The 17,211-nt window shown below is 70.0% G+C and carries 14 protein-coding genes; 2 read left to right on the top strand and 12 right to left on the bottom strand.

What is annotated here, in order from left to right:
* Nucleotides 1–21: 21 nt before the first annotated feature.
* From hemW to lepA, 4 genes are read right to left on the bottom strand one after another with little or no spacing between them, the layout of a single operon-like run.
* Nucleotides 22–1,212 carry a radical SAM family heme chaperone HemW gene (gene hemW / locus MHY20_RS02960; protein WP_239374603.1) on the bottom strand — a complete coding sequence of 397 codons (1,191 nt, stop codon included), beginning with the start codon at nt 1,210–1,212 and terminating at the stop codon, nt 22–24.
* Between the two features lies 1 nt (nt 1,213).
* A complete protein-coding gene (locus tag MHY20_RS02965) occupies nt 1,214–1,888 on the bottom strand; it encodes an MOSC domain-containing protein (RefSeq protein ID WP_239374607.1) in 675 nt (224 codons plus the stop codon).
* A gap of 32 nt (nt 1,889–1,920) precedes the next feature.
* On the bottom strand, nt 1,921–3,636 hold the full coding sequence (locus tag MHY20_RS02970) for a hypothetical protein (protein ID WP_239374610.1): 1,716 nt from the start codon (nt 3,634–3,636) through the stop codon (nt 1,921–1,923).
* A 52-nt stretch (nt 3,637–3,688) separates the two neighbouring features.
* A complete protein-coding gene (gene lepA, locus MHY20_RS02975; RefSeq protein ID WP_183375345.1) occupies nt 3,689–5,557 on the bottom strand; it encodes a translation elongation factor 4 in 1,869 nt (622 codons plus the stop codon).
* A 175-nt stretch (nt 5,558–5,732) separates the two neighbouring features.
* Here lepA and MHY20_RS02980 point away from each other — a divergent pair, with 175 nt between their 5' ends.
* Complete coding sequence (locus tag MHY20_RS02980) at nt 5,733–6,335, top strand: type II toxin-antitoxin system PemK/MazF family toxin (protein ID WP_239374613.1); 603 nt, start codon at nt 5,733–5,735, stop codon at nt 6,333–6,335.
* 251 nt (nt 6,336–6,586) lie between these two features.
* On the top strand, nt 6,587–6,853 hold the full coding sequence (rpsT, locus tag MHY20_RS02985) for a 30S ribosomal protein S20 (protein WP_183374682.1): 267 nt from the start codon (nt 6,587–6,589) through the stop codon (nt 6,851–6,853).
* Between the two features lie 58 nt (nt 6,854–6,911).
* Here the strand turns inward: rpsT and MHY20_RS02990 are convergent, their stop codons facing one another.
* The 8 genes from MHY20_RS02990 to MHY20_RS03025 all read right to left on the bottom strand — a co-directional run bounded on the left by MHY20_RS02990 (nt 6,912) and on the right by MHY20_RS03025 (nt 17,095).
* Nucleotides 6,912–7,088, bottom strand: coding sequence for a hypothetical protein (locus MHY20_RS02990; protein ID WP_239374616.1), 177 nt, complete (start codon nt 7,086–7,088; stop codon nt 6,912–6,914).
* A 20-nt stretch (nt 7,089–7,108) separates the two neighbouring features.
* Complete coding sequence (holA, locus tag MHY20_RS02995) at nt 7,109–8,095, bottom strand: DNA polymerase III subunit delta (protein WP_239374619.1); 987 nt, start codon at nt 8,093–8,095, stop codon at nt 7,109–7,111.
* The gene (locus MHY20_RS03000) at nt 8,007–10,604 is read right to left on the bottom strand and encodes a ComEC/Rec2 family competence protein (RefSeq protein ID WP_239374622.1); all 2,598 of its coding nucleotides are present in this window, start codon (nt 10,602–10,604) and stop codon (nt 8,007–8,009) included. The genes holA and MHY20_RS03000 overlap by 89 nt, the downstream gene beginning before the upstream one ends.
* 91 nt (nt 10,605–10,695) lie before the next feature.
* Nucleotides 10,696–11,586, bottom strand: coding sequence for a helix-hairpin-helix domain-containing protein (locus MHY20_RS03005; RefSeq protein ID WP_239374626.1), 891 nt, complete (start codon nt 11,584–11,586; stop codon nt 10,696–10,698).
* A 107-nt stretch (nt 11,587–11,693) separates the two neighbouring features.
* Nucleotides 11,694–12,347 (bottom strand): vitamin K epoxide reductase family protein, encoded by a 654-nt coding sequence (locus MHY20_RS03010; RefSeq protein WP_239374629.1) that lies wholly within the window; start codon nt 12,345–12,347, stop codon nt 11,694–11,696.
* A gap of 34 nt (nt 12,348–12,381) precedes the next feature.
* Nucleotides 12,382–13,362: an NAD-dependent epimerase/dehydratase family protein gene (locus MHY20_RS03015; protein WP_239374631.1), complete on the bottom strand. Its 981-nt coding sequence runs from the start codon at nt 13,360–13,362 to the stop codon at nt 12,382–12,384.
* A complete protein-coding gene (locus tag MHY20_RS03020) occupies nt 13,359–16,064 on the bottom strand; it encodes an alpha/beta fold hydrolase (protein ID WP_239374633.1) in 2,706 nt (901 codons plus the stop codon). Before MHY20_RS03020 ends, MHY20_RS03015 begins: the two co-directional genes overlap by 4 nt.
* The gene (locus MHY20_RS03025) at nt 16,061–17,095 is read right to left on the bottom strand and encodes a 3-oxoacyl-ACP synthase III (RefSeq protein WP_183374696.1); all 1,035 of its coding nucleotides are present in this window, start codon (nt 17,093–17,095) and stop codon (nt 16,061–16,063) included. The genes MHY20_RS03020 and MHY20_RS03025 overlap by 4 nt, the downstream gene beginning before the upstream one ends.
* Between the last annotated feature and the right edge of the window lie 116 nt (nt 17,096–17,211).

The raw sequence follows: 17,211 nt of genomic DNA on the forward strand, positions 1-17,211 counted from the left end.
GCGCTGCGGGGGCCGACGGGGTCAGGAGACGATGTCGCGGACGACTCCGTCGGCCAGCAGGCGGCCCTCGTCGGTGACGCGCAGAACGCCCGCCTCCCGCGCGGCCGCATCGAGCGTGCCGAGCCGGATGTGCTTGTCGATCTGTTCACGGGCGTGGTCCGTGCCGAGCAGGTCGAGGGAGTCCATGGCGAGGCCGTCAGCGAGGCGCAGCTCCAGCATCAGCCGCTCCACCTCCCGGTCCTCCCGGCCGACGGTCTCCGACCCCTGCACCGGCAGTGAGGCGTCGGCGAGCATCGCCGCGTAGCGGGAGGGATGCTTGACGTTCCAGGAGCGCAGGCCGTTGCGGTGGCGGTGGGCGCCGGGGCCGATCCCCCACCAGTCGGCGCCGCGCCAATAGGCGATGTTGTGCTCGCAGCGGGTGTCGCGGGAGCGGGAGAAGTTCGACACTTCGTACCAGGAGAACCCGTCGGCCTCCAGGCGGTCCGCAATCAGTTCGTAGGCGTCCGCCATGAAGTCCGGGTCCGGGGTCTCGAGCTCCCCGCGGCGCAGCTGCCGCGCCATCTTCGTGTTCCCCTCCACGATCAGCGAATACGCGCTGACATGGTCGGGGCTCATCGCGGTGATCGCGTCAACCGTGGCGGCGACGTCCTCGATCCGCTCCCCCGGCGTCCCGTAGATCATGTCGAGGGACACCTGCAGACCCGCGTCGCGCGCCCACTGGACCGCCTGCGGCACTCGTTCCGGGTCGTGTGTGCGGTCCAGGGTGCGCAGAACGCTCGGCACCGCGGACTGCATCCCGAACGACATGCGGGTGACGCCGGCGTCGGCGAGACGGGCGATGGAGGCGCGGCTCACCGAGTCCGGGTTCGCCTCCGTGGTCACCTCCGCCCCGTCCGCGAGTGGGATCAGGGAGGTGAGGTGCTCCAGCATGCGCGCCTGGTCATCCGCCGGCAGGAGGGTGGGGGTGCCGCCGCCGAAGAACACGGTGGAGATCGCCTCGTAGTCGTAGCCGGCGGCGCGGTCGTCCGCGAGGACGAGGTCCATTTCGCGGCAGGCGTTGTCGGGGTACTCCCGCTGGGAGCCGCCCCCGCCGAGCTCGGTCGCGGTGTAGGTGTTGAAGTCGCAGTAGCCGCAGCGAACGGCGCAGAACGGAATGTGAATGTAGACGGACAGGCCGGCGGCCGCCGATGGCGGCGTGGGGCGGGTGCTCACGTCAGATCCCCCGGCCGTCGGAGCTGAGCCGGGCGGGATGGAAGTGCTCGAGGCCAGCCTTGGCGAGCGTCCGCTGCGCGGACTTCACAAGCGAGCTGTACAGGACAGTGGCGCTCTCCTCGGACCAGTCGAGCAGGGCCGAGGCCTGGTCTGCAGTGAGGCCGCGGAAGGCGTCGCGGAGCGTGACGCCGTGGTCCGGCCTGCTGATCACCTCGATGTCCTGCCGCGCCAGTATCTCGCCCTCCTCGATGACGCGGAAGTAGGCGCCCGGCATGCCGTGGTCGGTGAAGCGGCGGCCGAAGCGCGGATCGCCCGTCCGCTCGGCGAGCGTGGCGCACGGGGTGCGCACGCAGCTGGCCTCGAGCACGGTCGTGCCGATGCGCCAGCGCTCCCCGATCACGGCGCCGTCGGTATCGATGCCGGTGGTGACGAGGTTCTCGCCGAAGAAGCCGTCGGGGAACTCTCTGCCGAGGCTCTCCGCGAGCGCTTCGCGCTGCTCTCGCGCGTAGGCGTAGACGGCTTTGAACGTGCCGCCGTGGTGCTGGCGGTCGCCCTGAACGTCGCCCCAGATCCCCTGGGAGAGGACCTCAACGGGGCCTTCAACGGGCTCCTTGGCGATGCCGCTGATCAGACGGCCGCGTGTGGTGACGGCGAAGAGCTCGCGCGGCAGGCACACGGCAGCGAGGGTTCCGGCACATGGGGGCGCGGTCATCGCTCTCCCGGGGTGGTGTCGGGCAGGGACAGGGTGCGCGGGGCTGAGCTCGAGGTGCTGCCGCCGAGGTCGAGGGCTGCGAACGGGTCATCGTGCGGGACGTCCCCGTCGGCGATCCAGGCGGGGATGGTGGACCGGGCCACGGTCTCGGTGAGGTCCTTCAGCTCCGTCACGTGGGGGGCGTCGTGCGCGTCGTAGACGAGCGCCGTGGTCTCCCCCGTGCTGAGGCGGTGGATGATGTGTCCCGCGCCGGGGCCGCGCTCCTTCGGGTCCTGCGATGCTGTGCCAGTGTGCTGCAGGGAGCGCTCGATGATCGCCTGGAAGGCGTCGGCACCGCCGGTCACGAGCTCCTCCGGGATGCTGGGCTCGCCGCGGCGGGTGGTCCAGCGCAGAACCGTCCCGTTCGTTGAGACGCCGAGGAGGTGCAGGAACAGCCAGTCCTCGCTCGAACGCAGCGGCTTCTTCCGCACCTGCCAGTGCACATGGAGCATGAGGGCGTGCGGTGCCTTCTGGGCGGCGGGTGCGAGGGCGCGGCGCAGCTGCTCCTGCTCCTCGACGGGCAACGGCAGCGGATTCGCCGAGCCCGGTCCGATCATGGAGACGCAGTCATAGAAGTCCGGCAGCGGGTCGACGGCTGCGAGGGCGGGAAGGACCTGCTTGAGGTATTCGAGATTCGGAATGCCACGGCCGTGCCGCAGGCCCCAGCCGGCTTCACCACTGTACAGCCTGATGGTGAGCTCATCGGCCCCGGGCTCCAGGCCGAAGAACACGCCGTAGACCCGTGTGCCGTGGTGATCGGCGAGCCCCTCCTCGAGGTGGGACTCCTTGAGGGAATCTGTCATGGCGCGGAGCACGTTCCGGTGCACGCCCTTGCGCAGAATCTGATCCATCTCCGGGGACAGCTGGACGCGTCGACCGTCCGCCGCATAGACCGTCACGCCCTTCGTCGTGCTGGTGCTGCCGCGGTTGAGCTCCACGAAGCAGACCGCGCCCGCACCGGCGAGCGGCACGGTGCAGCGCGCCATCGCCTCGGACAGCGCGCTGATCACCCGTGCGCGGATCTCGGGCGGCAGCAGGTCCGGCACCGGTCGCCCGGCCGACGGGGCTGGCCTCGGGATCGCCCGGAGGTTGCGGCGGTGCTCGGTCTCCTGCTGCTGAACGCGCTCGAACATCAGATGGTGGCGGAACCCGTAGGCGTCGTCCACCCAGTTCGCCTGCGTGCGCACGAGCCGGCCGTCATCCAGCAGCGTGAGGGCATCGCAGCTCTCACTGCCGGAGGCGCCTTCACGGATCGGCGTGCGCGCCCCGTCGGCCTCGGCGAGGGGGATGAGGAACTGTCGCGACGTCCCGTCGGCACCGCGGGTGGTGAGCAGCCGGGATTCGTACGGCTCGGGCACCGTCGCGGGCCCCGTGCCCTCCTCGTCGATCCACGGGACCTCGGAGGCGTCGGAGACCTCCCGGGCGCGGATCTCACCGTTCTCCTCGGTGATGAGCATCGCAAGGCCCTGAGCGCGGCGGAAGCGCTTTGCGGGAACCTCCTCGAGCGGAGGGATCAGCCACGTCGACCGGCGGGAGCGGAACGTCTCGCTGTCCTCGATCTCGAAGCGGTTGCACTCCTTGTCCTCCACAAGACCGCGCAGCTCCCAGATCCCGATCAGCTCATCGGGGGCCGGTGGGCCGGCGGCTTCGGGGAACGTGGGCTGCTCGGGCATCGGATCTCCTAGTGGTGAGTGGCCGACGTTCTGTCGTGTCCGCCCCGCGGGGTCACTTGCGCTTGCCATCGCTGTTCGTGCTGCTGCCATCATTGGAGAGCGCCGCGATGAACGCCTCCTGCGGAACCTCGACGTTGCCGATGTTCTTCATGCGCTTCTTGCCCTCCTTCTGCTTCTCCAGCAGTTTGCGCTTACGGGAGATGTCGCCGCCGTAGCACTTGGACAGGACGTCCTTGCGGATCGCGCGGATGTTCTCACGCGCGATGATGCGGGACCCGATCGCAGCCTGGATCGGCACCTCGAACTGCTGGCGAGGGATCAGCTCCTTCAGCTTCCCGGCCATCTCCACGCCGTAGTGATACGCCTTGTCTCGGTGCACGATCGCACTGAACGCATCGACCGGGTCGCCCTGCAGCAGCATGTCGACTTTGACGAGGTCGGAGGCCTGGTCACCGCGGACATCGTAGTCGAGGGAGGCGTACCCCTTGGTGCGGGACTTCAACTGGTCGAAGAAGTCGAACACAATCTCCGCCAGCGGCAGCGAATAGCGCAGCTCCACGCGGTCCTCGGAAAGGTAGTCCATGCCCTGCATCTGGCCCCGCTTCGACTGGCACAGCTCCATCGTGGCGCCCACGAACTCCGACGGCACCAGAATGGTGGAGACCGCGACCGGCTCACGGATCTCGTTGACCTTGCCTTCGGGGAAGTCCGACGGGTTCAGCACGCGCACCTCGGTGCCGTCCTCCATGCGGACGTCGTAGATCACCGACGGGGCGGTCGAGATCAGGTCGAGGTTGAACTCCCGCTCGAGGCGCTCACGGACGATCTCCAGATGCAGCAGGCCGAGGAAGCCCACGCGGAAGCCGAAGCCGAGCGCGGTCGAGGTCTCCGGTTCGTAGTTCAGGGCGGCATCGTTGAGCTTGAGCTTCTCCAGGGCGTCGCGCAGGTTCGGGTAGTCGGAGCCGTCGATCGGGAACAGGCCGGAGAACACCATCGGCTTCGGCTCCTCATAGCCGGCCAGCGGTTCTTCTGCGCCGTGGTGCAGCGTGGTGACGGTGTCACCGACCTTGGACTGGCGGACGTCCTTCACCCCCGTGATCAGGTAGCCCACTTCACCCACACCGAGGCCCTCCGACGGGTTCGGCTCCGGTGAGATGGTGCCGATCTCCTGCAGTTCATGACTGGCAAGGGTGGACATCATCTGGATGCGCTCACGCGGGGTGAGACGACCGTCCTTGATGCGGACGTAGGTGACGACGCCGCGGTACGTGTCGTACACGGAGTCGAAGATCATTGCGCGGCAGGGAGCGTCCGGGTCGCCCTCCGGGGCGGGGATGGTGCGGACCACGTGGTCCAGCAGCTCCTCCACGCCGAGACCGGTCTTGCCGGAGACGCGCAGCACCTCGCTCGGGTCGACGCCGACCAGCTGGCCGATCTCCGCCGCGTACTTGTCGGGATCGGCGGCGGGCAGGTCGATCTTGTTGAGCACGGGGATGATCGTCAGGTCGTTCTCCATCGCCAGGTACAGGTTGGCGAGGGTCTGCGCTTCGATGCCCTGAGCGGCGTCCACCAGCAGGATGGCGCCCTCGCAGGCGGCGAGGGAGCGGGAGACCTCGTAGGTGAAGTCCACGTGGCCGGGGGTGTCGATCATGTTGAGGGCGTACGCCTCACCGTCCACCGACCAGGGCATGCGCACGGCCTGGCTCTTCACGGTGATGCCGCGTTCGCGCTCGATGTCCATGCGGTCCAGGTACTGGGCGCGCATGAGGCGGTCCTCAACCACACCGGTGAGGCCGAGCATGCGGTCGGCGAGGGTGGACTTTCCGTGGTCGATGTGCGCGATGATGCAGAAGTTGCGGATCCGGTCCACCTGCGTGTGGGCCGGTCTGATCTTCGCCTGTTCCTGCGGGGACACGTCCATCGCCACGAACTGATTCCTCTCGTCGAATACCTGGTGCACCGGGCGCTCACGGCCCGCGTCGGATGCGCGGGGGCGCCCTGGGGGTGCAGTCGCGCACCATCGTCTCACGAGTGCACCGGCCCCAGCATCATCTGAGCGGTCCGTCTCACCAGGCGCCGCTGCTAGCGTTCCAGTCATGTCACTGTTCTCATCGCTGCTGCGCGCAGCCCGCAATCCGATGGTGCAGCGCACCGCGTTCTCCCTGGGACGCCGCGGCATCCGCGAACTCCAGCGCCGCCGAGGCTCGGCCGCACCTGCCCCGGCCCATTCGGGGGCTCCCGCGGCGGAGCGGACCGGCCGCGCCCAGGCCGAGCAGCAGACGCTCGGCACGCCACTGCCTGACCGCGATGGCTCCCGCCCGATGCGCCTGACCTATGCACCCCGGGCCGATGGCTCCCCCGACCCGGGTGAGGTGGTGTGGGGGTGGGTCCCGTTCGAGGAGGACCCAACGCAGGGCAAGGACCGCCCCGTCCTGGTGCTGGAGGTCGACGGCGATGTCCTCACCTGCCTGATGCTCACCTCGCGGGACCGCGGCGCCGGCGACCATGTGGACGAGCACGGCAACCGATGGGTGGACATCGGCTCCGGCCAGTGGGATGCGAAGGGTCGGCCGTCCGAGGTGCGGGTGGACCGATTGATCCAGCTGCGCACCAGCACGGTGCGCCGAGAGGGCGGCCGTGTGGGCGAGGCCGTGTTCACCCGGGTGAGCAAAGCCATACGTGATCAGTACGGTTGGTGAGGGGAGGGCGGTTCCCTGCGCGACGGCTCGCTGGTAAGGTCGGTCGAGTATGTGTGAACATACCGATCCGCTGTCGGCGGCGGGCCGCCCATCCGTGTCCGGGAGGCCTTTTCGCTGAACGGGGATCGTGTTATCCGCTTCGGTAGTGCGGCGCGGACGTCTCCAGGCGAATCCCCACCGCCCGTCCCCGTCCGAACCGCACCCTCCGCTGAAGCGGCGCTTCACCTTATAGACAACAGAGAAGGCTCCACGTGGCAAACATCAAGTCCCAGATCAAGCGCAACCGCACCAACGAGAAGGCTCGCGCGCGCAACCGCGCCGTCAAGAGCGAGCTGAAGACCTACACGCGCAAGGTGCGCGCTGCGGTCGCCAATGGTGACGCCGACGCAGCTGCTGCCGCACTGCGCGACGCTTCGCGCAAGCTGGACAAGGCAGCGTCCAAGGGCGTCATCCACAAGAACCAGAGCGCGAACCGCAAGTCCGGTCTCGCTGCGCTGGTCGCATCGCTCAAGAAGTGATCATCGCCTGACACAGGCTGGAAAAGCGGCCGCATCCCGAGGGGGTGCGGCCGCTTCGTCATGCCCTCAGCGGCGCGGCGATGCTCGCTGCACTGTGCGCGGCGGCGTTCGGGTCGGAGAACGTGGTGCGCAGCAGGTCCGGGCCCTTGAGGACCGCGCCGATCAGAACCAGCAGGATGAACAGGGCCGCCCACACGATCACGAAGATCTGCCAAGCGGTGAATCGGTGCTTCATGAGTCTCCTTCAGTGAGAGGTCAGCGGATGCGGCGGGCGCGGCAGATGCTGATGACCATGCGCTGCACGGTCCAGTGGGGGTCGCGTTCGTTGCCCTTCACACCGTGGTCGGCGGAGGCGACGGCCTGGATCGCGGCGGCGAGTCCGCGGTCGGTCCATTGGCGGGCCTCCCGGGCCTGATTGCGGAACAGCCAATCGGGCATGCCGACGGACTGCGCGGTGGCACCCGGCGCCGCCGCCCTGGCCACATCCCGCAGTTTGCGGGCGAAGCTCGCGACGAGCGGCACGGGATCCACACCGGCGAGCTCCGCGTGGCGCAGCAGGGCGAGGGCTTCGCGCTCCTTGCCGCCGATCGCGGCATCGGCCACGGCGAACGCGGTGGTCTCCACCCGCCCGGCGGTGAGCGCCTCGACGTCGCGCAGGGTGATCGGGCCTGCCTCCTCCTTCGGTTCCGGCTGCGTATCGGACAGCAGCTGCTGACAGGTGGCGGCGAGCTCTGCGAGGTCGGAGCCGAAGGCGTCGACGAGGGCGTGGACGGCGTCGGTGGCGATGCGCCGGCGGGCACGGGAGAACTCGGAGAGTGTGAACGCGTGCTTGTCGTTCAGCTTCTTGATCGGGTCGGCCTTCACCCAGGGAGCACCGGACTTCCTGATGGTGTCCAGGAGCTTCTTGCCGCGCTGCTCCCCGCCGTGGCGCAGCACGAGGGTGACGCCGTCCTCGGGCTGCTGCACGTAGTCGATGAGCGCGTCGAGCAGCTGGTCGTTGGCGCGGCCGAGGTTGTCGATGAGGACGAAGCGGGCGTCGCCGAACAGGGACGGTGCGGTGACCTGCCGCAGTTCACCGGGCGTGGTGTCGCCGGCCTGCAGGTCGTGGATTTCGACCTCGGGGTCCTTCTCCCGGACGAGTGTGCGGAGGCGGTCAGCGGCCCGCTGCAGCAGCAGCGGTTCTCTGCCTGTCAGCAGCACCACCGGGGCGGGTGCGACGCTGTGCCATTCCACCTGGGCCATGGAACCTCCCTGTTGACCGGACCGAGTCTAGATCAGAGCGCTGGGGGTGCACACGCCACGCGCCGCCGCCGTCGCTGCTGATGAGTGTGAGGCCGTGCAGGTCACTGCGCACGATGGTCGCGCCGCGATCGCTGATCAGCCTCAGCGCATCCGGGTGGGGGTGGCCGAACGTGTTGTCCTCCCCCACTCCGATCACCGCCAGCGACGGTGCGAGCTGACGGTACAGGGCGTCGTCCTGGCGGCGGGACCCGTGATGCGCCACCTTCACGACGTCGGCATGCCCTGCGCCGAGCTCCGCCAGGGCGGCCTGGGCCGCCGGTTCGAGATCGCCGAGGGCGACGAGCCGGGCCCCGTCGGCCCACGTGAGGGCGACGGTGACGGAACAGTCGTTGGCCTCCGCCTGCTCGCCGGAGGAGCTCTCGCGGGCGGCGACGCTGGTGATGGTGTCGGCATCCGTCGGCCAGAGGACGTCCAGGCGGCCCTGCCCGAGCGTCAGGGCGTCGCCCCGCACCGCGGTGCGGACGTTCGTGGTGGCGGGCAGATGCGGGGGTGTGGAGGTGTCCAGGGGACACACCCAGGCCGCCGACGGAGACCGCTCCCCCGTCAGCGCAGGCAGGCCGCCGGTGTGATCGGCGTGGGGGTGGGTGAGGACCACCAGGTCGATGCGGTCCACACCGAGCGCATCGAGGCAGCCGGTGAGCGCCTGCGGGTCGGGCCCGGTGTCGATCAGCACCACGGGTGCCGACGGATCCGGCGCCATTCGAGTCAGCAGGGCGTCGCCCTGACCGACGTCGCACAGCGCCATCGTCCACGCCGGTGGCGCGAACCGAATGCTCGCAGATCGCACGATGCCGGGCCCGGCGGCGATGAGGACGAGGCAGGCGGCGAGCGCCCACGCGGCGGGCCGGTGCCGCTGCCACGTCAGGGCGAGCACCCCGGTGAGCACCACCGCGGCGAGGAGGGCGCCGCGCGCCCCGTCGGGTACGGGGATCTGCGCGCCGGGCAGGATTCGGCTCCACTCGGCGATCTGAATGACGGCTTCGGCTCCCCAGCCGGCGACCTGCAGCATCGGAGCCGCGACGCCGGGGCTCACCAGAGCGACCGTGAGAGCGAGGAACCCGACGACGGTGGTGGGGGCGACGACGATCTCCGCGGCCATGTTCGCGGGCACCGCCCAGAGGGACACTTCGGGGCGCAGGAGGATCAGCACCGGTGTGCACGCCGCCTGCGCAACGAGCGGCACAGCGACGGCCAGCGCGATGATCTCCGGCACCCGGCCAGCGGTCAGTTCACGGATCACGGCGGCGGTGGGCCGCGCGAGGGTGAGGATCGCGCCGGTGGCTGCGGCGGACAGGATGAAGCCGACAGACGCCGCGAGGGGCGGCCACAGCGCGCTGTAGGTGATGACGGTCAGACAGAGGGCGTTGAGGGCGCTGGTGCGGATGCCGATGAACCGCGCGACCAGCAGCGGCAGCACCATCGCGAACGCCCTCAGCAGACTCGGTTCGGGACCGACGATCAGCAGGTATCCCACCGCGGACGCGATGGACATCAGCACTCGGATCCGGCGCCGCACTCCGAGCAGCAGCAGCGGGATCGCCGCGCAGGCGCACGCGAGGGCGATGTTCGCGCCCGATGCCGCCACCAGATGGGTGAGCCCGGAGATCTTCATCGCCTCATCCAGCTCCTCGCTCATGCCGGTGGTGTCGCCGATGGCCATGCCGCGCACCAGGGCGGCGCGATCGGCGGGCAGGACGGACGTGGCGGCCTGCAGATGCTGGTGGAGCCGTCCGCGCAGCTGAGCCGGTCTCCACGGGCCCGTCAGGTCGAGGCCGTGGGCGGGGCGGATCTCGGCGGCGTCGATGAACACGGTGGTGCCGCGCCGGTCGATGCGGCCGCGCACCTGCACCTGGTCCCCTGGCAGCAGCCGTGCGTCCCCGCGGGTCGAGGAGTCGAGCGCGACGATCACGCGAGTGTGGTCCGGCAGCTCGACCCGGTCGCGGCCGAGGCGTGCTGACCGCTCAACGGGGTCCGCATGCGCGGTGACGCGGTCTCCGGCAGTGCTGAGCTCGGTTTCCCCGCTGTTGTCGGTGCGCCTCTGCGCCCGGATGGGAGCCGGTGGGGTGCGGATGCGCAGGTCGATCGTCATCATCAGGTCGGGGGCCGACGGGTCCGTGCGGGCCTCGACAGCACGGTCCAGCGGCACGAGCTGTTGCTCCTGCGCGTCGGTGCGCAGCAGCTGCACCGGCCCCGTGATGCACAGGACCACCGCAGTCACGACAGCGGTCGCTGTGAGGTGGGTCCGTGCCGGGGATGGCGGGTCGACGCGGTCGTCCTCGAGGCGACGGTGCCGCCGAGTGATGATCGCGGTCCCCAGCGCCACCAGTAGGCCCCCGGCGAGGACGGCGCGGCCGCTCTCCAGACCGGACAGCACACCGGTGATCGCTGCCGCCCACAGGATGACGGCGGCTGGGACGAGCCGGCTGCGGACCCGGCGATCCGGCGGCATCGGCGCGGCCGGATCGCCGCCCAGCGAGCCTCGGGCGGGGCGTTCACCAGAGGCGGCGTCGCCGGCTCTGAGGGTGCGTCGCCCAGGTCGGTCAGACTGTCGCGGAGTCACGCAGCTTCTCCAGCGTGGCCGGGCCGATTCCGCTCACCTCGGTGAGGGAGTCGACGCTGGGGAACTGGCCGTTCGCGTCCCGGAACTCGATGATGCGCTGGGCGATGGACGGCCCCACTCCGGGCAGTTCCTGCAGCTCCTGAGCGGTGGCGGTGTTGATGTTGATGCGCCCGTCGGCTCCCCCACCGGGCCCGCCGGTGCTGGTTCCGCGCGCTTCGGCGGGCCCGCCCCCGCTGCCCGGGCTGCTGGAGCCGGTGGTGCCGGTGCTGCCGGGTGAGCCGATGGTGCCGGCGCTGTACCCGGGCGGCGGTTCCTCCCCGTGGGCGAGGACATGGATGTGCTCACCGTCCTGGAGAGGGCGGGCGAGGTTGAGGGAGGTGGTGTCGGCGTCGCCGGTGAGGCCGCCGGCGGCGCGCACAGCATCGTGCACGCGCGCGCCCGCCGGAACCCGGACCACGCCCTGGTTCGGCACCTGCCCGGTGACGTAGACGTACATGACCCCGGCGGCCGGTTCCGGTCCCTCTGCCGGGGCCGCAGGATCGCCGGGGCCGGGAGTCGAAGCGGGGGCGGGCTGCGGGCGCTCCGCTCCCCCACCGGTCCCGCCACCATCGCTGGCGGCAGTTCCCGGATCGGTGCGGGCGGCGGCAGCGGGCGGCACCACCGTGCCGGAATCGCTCCCGGCCGTCACCAGCCGGGCCGCCAGCACCACGACGGCGATGACGGTTGCGAACAGGAGCACGCGGGTGAGGGTGACGGCGCTCCGGACGCGTTCGGTGAGGGTGGGGCGTGCCCACTTCTCCAGATCGTCCCAGCTGCTGGCCTGTGTGTGCGGGGCCGCTCGGCGGCCCTTCCGCGTATCCCTCTGACTCATGCGCCCACGCTAGGAAGCATCGTCCCCAGCCTCCGCCCGGAGACGGGGACTGGGGACAAGCGGTGATGTGGACCGAGCCGCCGTGTACGGACCGGGTCAGCTGCGGCTCACAGACCGAACATCAGCACCCACTGGTTCCAGAACATCACGACGATCAGAACGATCACGAGCAGGTACCAGGAGAGGGTGAGCACCACCCAGGAGCGCAGCACCCGTCGGACGGCCCCCTGGGCGCCGATGTGCCCGGTCTCCACCAGGCGCGCCGCCACCGAGAAGAACATGGGGGCGCTGGCCACCCACGCCACGAGGCACCAGGGGCAGAGGGCGTGGATGAAGAAGATCGCGGAGATCGCCAGCCAATGGATGAACGCGAACGAGAACGCCACTCCGCCGAACACCGCCCATTCGAACCAGCGCGGCAGGAGGACCCAGGACATCATCAGCGCACCGACGGCCGCCATGATCGCGAACCCGCCGATGCCGATCAGCGGGTTCGGGATGCCGAACGTGGACGCCTGCCACGTGTTCAGCATGGTGCCGCAGGAGATGAACGGGTTGACGTCGCACCCGAGCTTCGCGTGCGGGTCCTTCAGCAGGGTGAACTTGTCGAGGGTGAGGGCAACCGACGCCCACCAGCCGAGGAAACCGCCGATCAGCAGGACGAGCCCGACCGTGCGCTGAGGGGCGCGCGGGGCGGCATCCATATCGGCGCGGATCTCGGCATCCAGGTCCTGGTAGTCCTCAACGGCGTGAGTGTTCACGATGTCCTTCTGTCTCGTGCCCGACGGATGCACGTCAGCGGGGGCTGGTGGAGTAGTAGCGGCGCAGGATCTCGAAGCCCTCATCGATGCTGACCTTCGGCGTCCACTGCAGGCGCTCACGGGTGCGGCGCTGATCGAACCAGTGCGCGGTGGACAGCTGTTCGGCGAAGAACTCCGTCATCGGCGGTTCGTCATATCCCGGTCGGATCTCCCAGAGCCGCTCGATGATGCGCCCGGCGATGCGCGCCACTGACGACGGGATCCGCAGCGTGGGACGCTCGGCACCGACCGCGGCGGCGAAGCCGCCGATGATGTCGCGCACCGTGCGCGGTTCGCCGTTGGTGACGACGAACGATTCGCCGTGCACCTCGTCGATGCGGTTCAGCGCCGCCACGATCGCGTCCGCGGCGTTGGTGACGTAGATGGTGTCGATCAGGGCGTTGCCCTCGTCCAGCAGCGGCATCCGCCCCTGCTTGGCGCGGCCGCCGATGCGCTCGACCAGCTGCGTGTCGCCCGGTCCCCACACCACGTGCGGGCGGATCGAGGTGACGAGCATGCCGTCCTCGCCGTCCGCGGCCATGGCGACGAGCTCCGCCGCTGCCTTCGTCCGCGCGTACGGGCTGGAGGCGCGCTCCGGTTCCGGGGCGGTGGTGCCGAGGCCCACGATCGACTGGCCGAAGTGCGCGACCGACGGGGAGGAGATGTTGACGAGCTTGCCGCCTCCCTGTGCCTTCATCGCCTCAACGATGTGGCGGGTGCCCTCGATGTTGATCTTCCGGTACTCCTCTTCGGGACCGGAGATCGACACCTTCGCAGCGAGGTGCACAACGGCGTCCTGCCCGGCGACGGCGCGGCGGACATCGGCCTCCTCCGTGAGGGAGCCGGTGATGTCGGCGACGCCGTCGATGCCGGCGGGGCGGCGCTGGAATGCGGACACCTCATGGCCGGCGTCGCGCAGAGCCCGCGCAACATACCCGCCGAGCATGCCGGATGCGCCGGTGACGAGGACCTTCACAGCTTCGCCTTCTTTCCGGACAGTGCCACCTCGGCCCACGCGGCCAGGCGCGTGCGGTCGATCTTGGAGTTGTGGCGGATATCGGTGGGCAGCGTGGTGGTGGTGAACACGGCGGTCACTTCGGCGCCGGTGCGCTCGCGCACGGTCCGACGGATGCTGTCCTCCAGTTCGTGCGGCGCCGGCTTCGGCTGTGCGGGCCTGCCCGGACGGTGGTCCTCCTCCATCTCCACCACCGCGATGATCTGCTGGGTGCCGGCGGGGCCGACGCCGCAGACGCCGGCGCGGCGCACGCCCTCGACCGATTCCACGGCCTGCTCGATCACGACCGGGGTGCGGACGCCCTCGGCCGTGGGGATCACGTGCGCGAGGCGGCCCTCCACCCAGAGCCGGCCCTGGTCGTCGAGGTGGCCGATGTCGCCGGTGGCGTGGTAGCCCTCGATGCGCATCGCCTCCCGGGTGGTGCGCCACAGCATGAGGTAGCGGTCGCGGACATGGGCTGCGCGGACCAGGATCTCACCGGTCACCCCTGCGGTGGTGACGGCGTGGTCGGCGGCGCGGCCGAGCTCATCGACCGGCGCGATGGCGATCTCCACGCGCGGAACGGGTCGGCCCACGCAGACGCCGTTGCCACTGCCGGCCTCCTCGATGCCGTCGAGGTCGATCGCGGCGACCGCGAGGCATTCGGTCATGCCGTACGGGGAGAACGACTGCGCGTTCGGCATCAGCGTGCGCAGCTGCCGCAGCAGCGGCGCCGGGATCGGCGCGCCGGCGGAGAAGAAGCTGGGCACACGCGCCAGCGCTTCCCGCTGTTCAGTGGTCAGCTCGCCGGCGGTGTCGATGATGTTCTTCAGTGCTGCGGGGGCGGTGAACACGGCCGGGGAGCCGAGCGCATCCACCGCATCTGCGAGAGCCGCAGCGGTCAGCTCACCGGGGCGGGTGACATCCATATCCGGCACCACACTGGGGGCGCCGAGCGAGGGACCCAGCAGCGCGAACGGTGCGAACCCGGCGACCAGGCCGCGCTCGGGACGCAGCTGCAGGGTCTCGCCGACGGCGCTGAACATGGCGCTGGCCTGACGGTGCGTGTAGGCGGCGCCCTTCGCGGGGCCGGTCGAGCCGGAGGTGAACAGGATCAGGGCGTCCTCGTCCGGGTCCAGGTCTTCGGCGCGGGTATCAGCGGCGAGGGCGCGCATCTGCGAACCCTCGTTCATCAGCTCCGCCACCGAGGTGGTGACGCCGAGGACGGCGCGGTCCACGGTCGGCAGGGTCTGCACACTGATCTTCTGCCCCGGCCAGCCGAGCACCTTCGCGCCGATGAGGGCACGGTCGATGCCGATGATGAAGTCCGGGTGGGAGCCCACGACCGCGCGGGTCAGGCCCTTCACGCCGAGACCCGCATCGGCCACAACGGCGACGGCCCCGATGCGCAGGCAGGAGTAGAGCACGGCGGTGAGGTCCGCACCCGGCTCCACCAGCACGGACACGCGCGAGCCCCGACGGATGCCGTGGGCGAGCATGCCGGCGCTGAGGTCGGCGATGCGCTCCTCGAGGCGGCGCCAGGTGATGGTGCGGCGGCCCCCGTCGGGCCCGCCGTTCATCTCCACCACGGCGGGCAGGTCAGCGGTGGCGGGGTCCTCGGCGAGCTCGGTGATGCGGGAGCCGAGCGGCACGTGCGGCGGCTGGTCCGCGAACGTGGAGACGGCCTTCGGGCCGCGCTCCAGCGAGGGGACAGCGGTGTCGCCCGGCTTCTGGTCGCCGTAGACGTCCTGCAGCCACTCGGCGATGGTGCCGGCGACATCGGCGTCGTCCCACACGAGGTGGGAGGCGTTCTCGAAGCGGTGCACCTGGGCGTGCGGAACGCGTTCAATGAGGTCGCGCAGGAACCGGTCGGAGAAGACGACGTCGCGCGGGCCCCACAGGAACAGAGACGGCACCTTCATGCCCTTCAGGCCCTCGGCGAGGCGCTCGAGCGTGGCGCGGGAGGGGTGCATGGCGTCGGCCGGGATGTCCGCCACGAACTGTTCGATGCCGGCGCGGCGCTTGGAGCCGCGGTACGGGGCGAGGTACGCCGCCTTCACCTCAGAAGGCAGCGGCGGCTTGGAGAGGTTGATGGTGCCGCGGAGGAACGCGTCGGTCCCCGAGGTCATGGTGCGGATGATCGAGGGCGCGGAGGCGATCTGCAGCGCCTTCGGCAGGGACTCGCCGAGCCCCTGGTAGATCGCCGTGTTGGTGAGGATCATGCCGACGACGTCGTGCTTGTTGTCCAGCGCCCAGCCGATGGAGATGATGCCGCCCCAGTCATGGCCGACGGTCACGATCGGACCACGCAGGCCGAGACTGTCGGTGAACAGGGAGAGGTCGGTGATGCGGTCCTGGAGGCCGCGGATGCGCTTCGTGCGCTCCGAGTAGCCCATCTCCAGCTGGTCGACTGCGATGACGCGCCAGTCGATGTCGTCGCGGAACAGGGTGCGGAACAGGAAGGAGTAGGTGGGGTTGCCGTGCACCGCGAGGATGGTGCCGCGCGGCGTCACACCGCGCTCGGCGAGAAGATCGATGTTGTCCAGGTAGTGCCACTGGCGGTCGTCTCCGAAGGAGTCCTTCACGGTGGCGAACCTGTGCAGGCGAGGGTCCACTCCAGGCTGCTCGGGGATCTCCGGCGCTGCTGTACGGCCGGCGTCGGTGCTCTGGTGTCCGATCGTCACCACTCAACCTCCATCATTGCGGTGTTCAGACCGGAGCCCACACCCATCATCAGAATCTTGTCGCCGCGGGAGAACTTGTCCTGGTGCTTCGCCACGGTCATGGGGACCGCTTCGGCGGCGATGTTCCCGAGGTCCGGGAAGATCAGCGGCACGCGGTCGAAGTCGAAGCCCGCCGCCTTCGAGAAGGCGCGGGAGTACACCATCGACACCTGGTGGATGACCACCCAGTCGCAGGCGTTGTAGTCACGGCCGGACTCCTTGGCGGCGCGCCAGGTGTCCAGCACGAGCGCCAGTCCGTTCTCGAGCAGGCCGGTGGAGTCGGTCTGCATGTGGTCCATGCTGCCGATGCACAGTTCGTGGTGCTCGGTGCCCGCCCGGGACTGGGTGTGCAGCAGACGGTGCCCCTCCGGGTGCCGGTCGGCCGGGCCGATGACAGCGGCGGCGGCACCGGACCCGAGCGTGAGGGAGGCGAACTGGTTGTTGTAGTCGTCGCGGGTGGCGGTGCGCTGGTTGAGGCGGCCGATGGTGCGGCGCTGCACCTCTTCGACGTCCTCCGCGCCGACCACGAGCACGTAGTCGAGCTGGCCGGCGTCGATCAGGCCGGCGGCCATCGTCATGGCGTTCACGAAGCCGAGGCAGGCGTTGGTGATGTCGAAGTTCATCGTGGACGGCTGCATGCCGAGCGCGGCGTGGATGTGCGTGGACATCGCCGGCTCCAGATGCTTGCGGGACACCGAGGCGTTGATCAGCAGACCCACCTGGTCGCGAGAGATGCCCGCCTCGGCGATGGCCCGCTCAGCGGCCTGGACCACGCCGTGCTTCCACCCGTTCTCCGGGTCCTTCCACCAGCGGCGCTCGTACACGCCGGCCACGCGCTGCAGCATGCCCTTGGGGATGCGCAGGCGCTTGCGGGCGGGGGCGAGCATCTCATCGAGCTCGTCCGAGGTCACGGGGACCTGCGCCTCCACCGCGGTCATGGAGAGGATCGCGGCGTTGCGATGCTCGAACGAGGCGTTGCTGCTGAGAACCATGTCACTTCCGTCTGTCTTCGTCTGCTCGTTGTTCGAGGCGCGCACTCGTGCACGGGTGCGCGGCGCGCTGCTCTGCGGGAGGTTCGCGCTGCTCGGCCGACCGGACGGGGCCGGGC

The organism is Helcobacillus sp. ACRRO (genome assembly GCF_022347125.1).
Lineage (GTDB): Bacteria > Actinomycetota > Actinomycetes > Actinomycetales > Dermabacteraceae > Helcobacillus > Helcobacillus massiliensis.

Bases quoted from the DNA above. Each gene is read 5' to 3' on its own strand.
- lepA (WP_183375345.1), bottom strand. From the start codon at position 5,557: ATGGACGTGTCCCCGCAGGAACAGGCGAAGATCAGACCGGCCCACACG.
- MHY20_RS02970 (WP_239374610.1), bottom strand. From the start codon at position 3,636: ATGCCCGAGCAGCCCACGTTCCCCGAAGCCGCCGGCCCACCGGCCCCC.
- holA (WP_239374619.1), bottom strand. From the start codon at position 8,095: ATGGCCCAGGTGGAATGGCACAGCGTCGCACCCGCCCCGGTGGTGCTG.
- MHY20_RS02990 (WP_239374616.1), bottom strand. From the start codon at position 7,088: ATGAAGCACCGATTCACCGCTTGGCAGATCTTCGTGATCGTGTGGGCG.
- MHY20_RS02980 (WP_239374613.1), top strand. From the start codon at position 5,733: ATGTCACTGTTCTCATCGCTGCTGCGCGCAGCCCGCAATCCGATGGTG.
- MHY20_RS03025 (WP_183374696.1), bottom strand. From the start codon at position 17,095: ATGGTTCTCAGCAGCAACGCCTCGTTCGAGCATCGCAACGCCGCGATC.
- MHY20_RS03000 (WP_239374622.1), bottom strand. From the start codon at position 10,604: ATGCCGCCGGATCGCCGGGTCCGCAGCCGGCTCGTCCCAGCCGCCGTC.
- MHY20_RS03005 (WP_239374626.1), bottom strand. From the start codon at position 11,586: ATGAGTCAGAGGGATACGCGGAAGGGCCGCCGAGCGGCCCCGCACACA.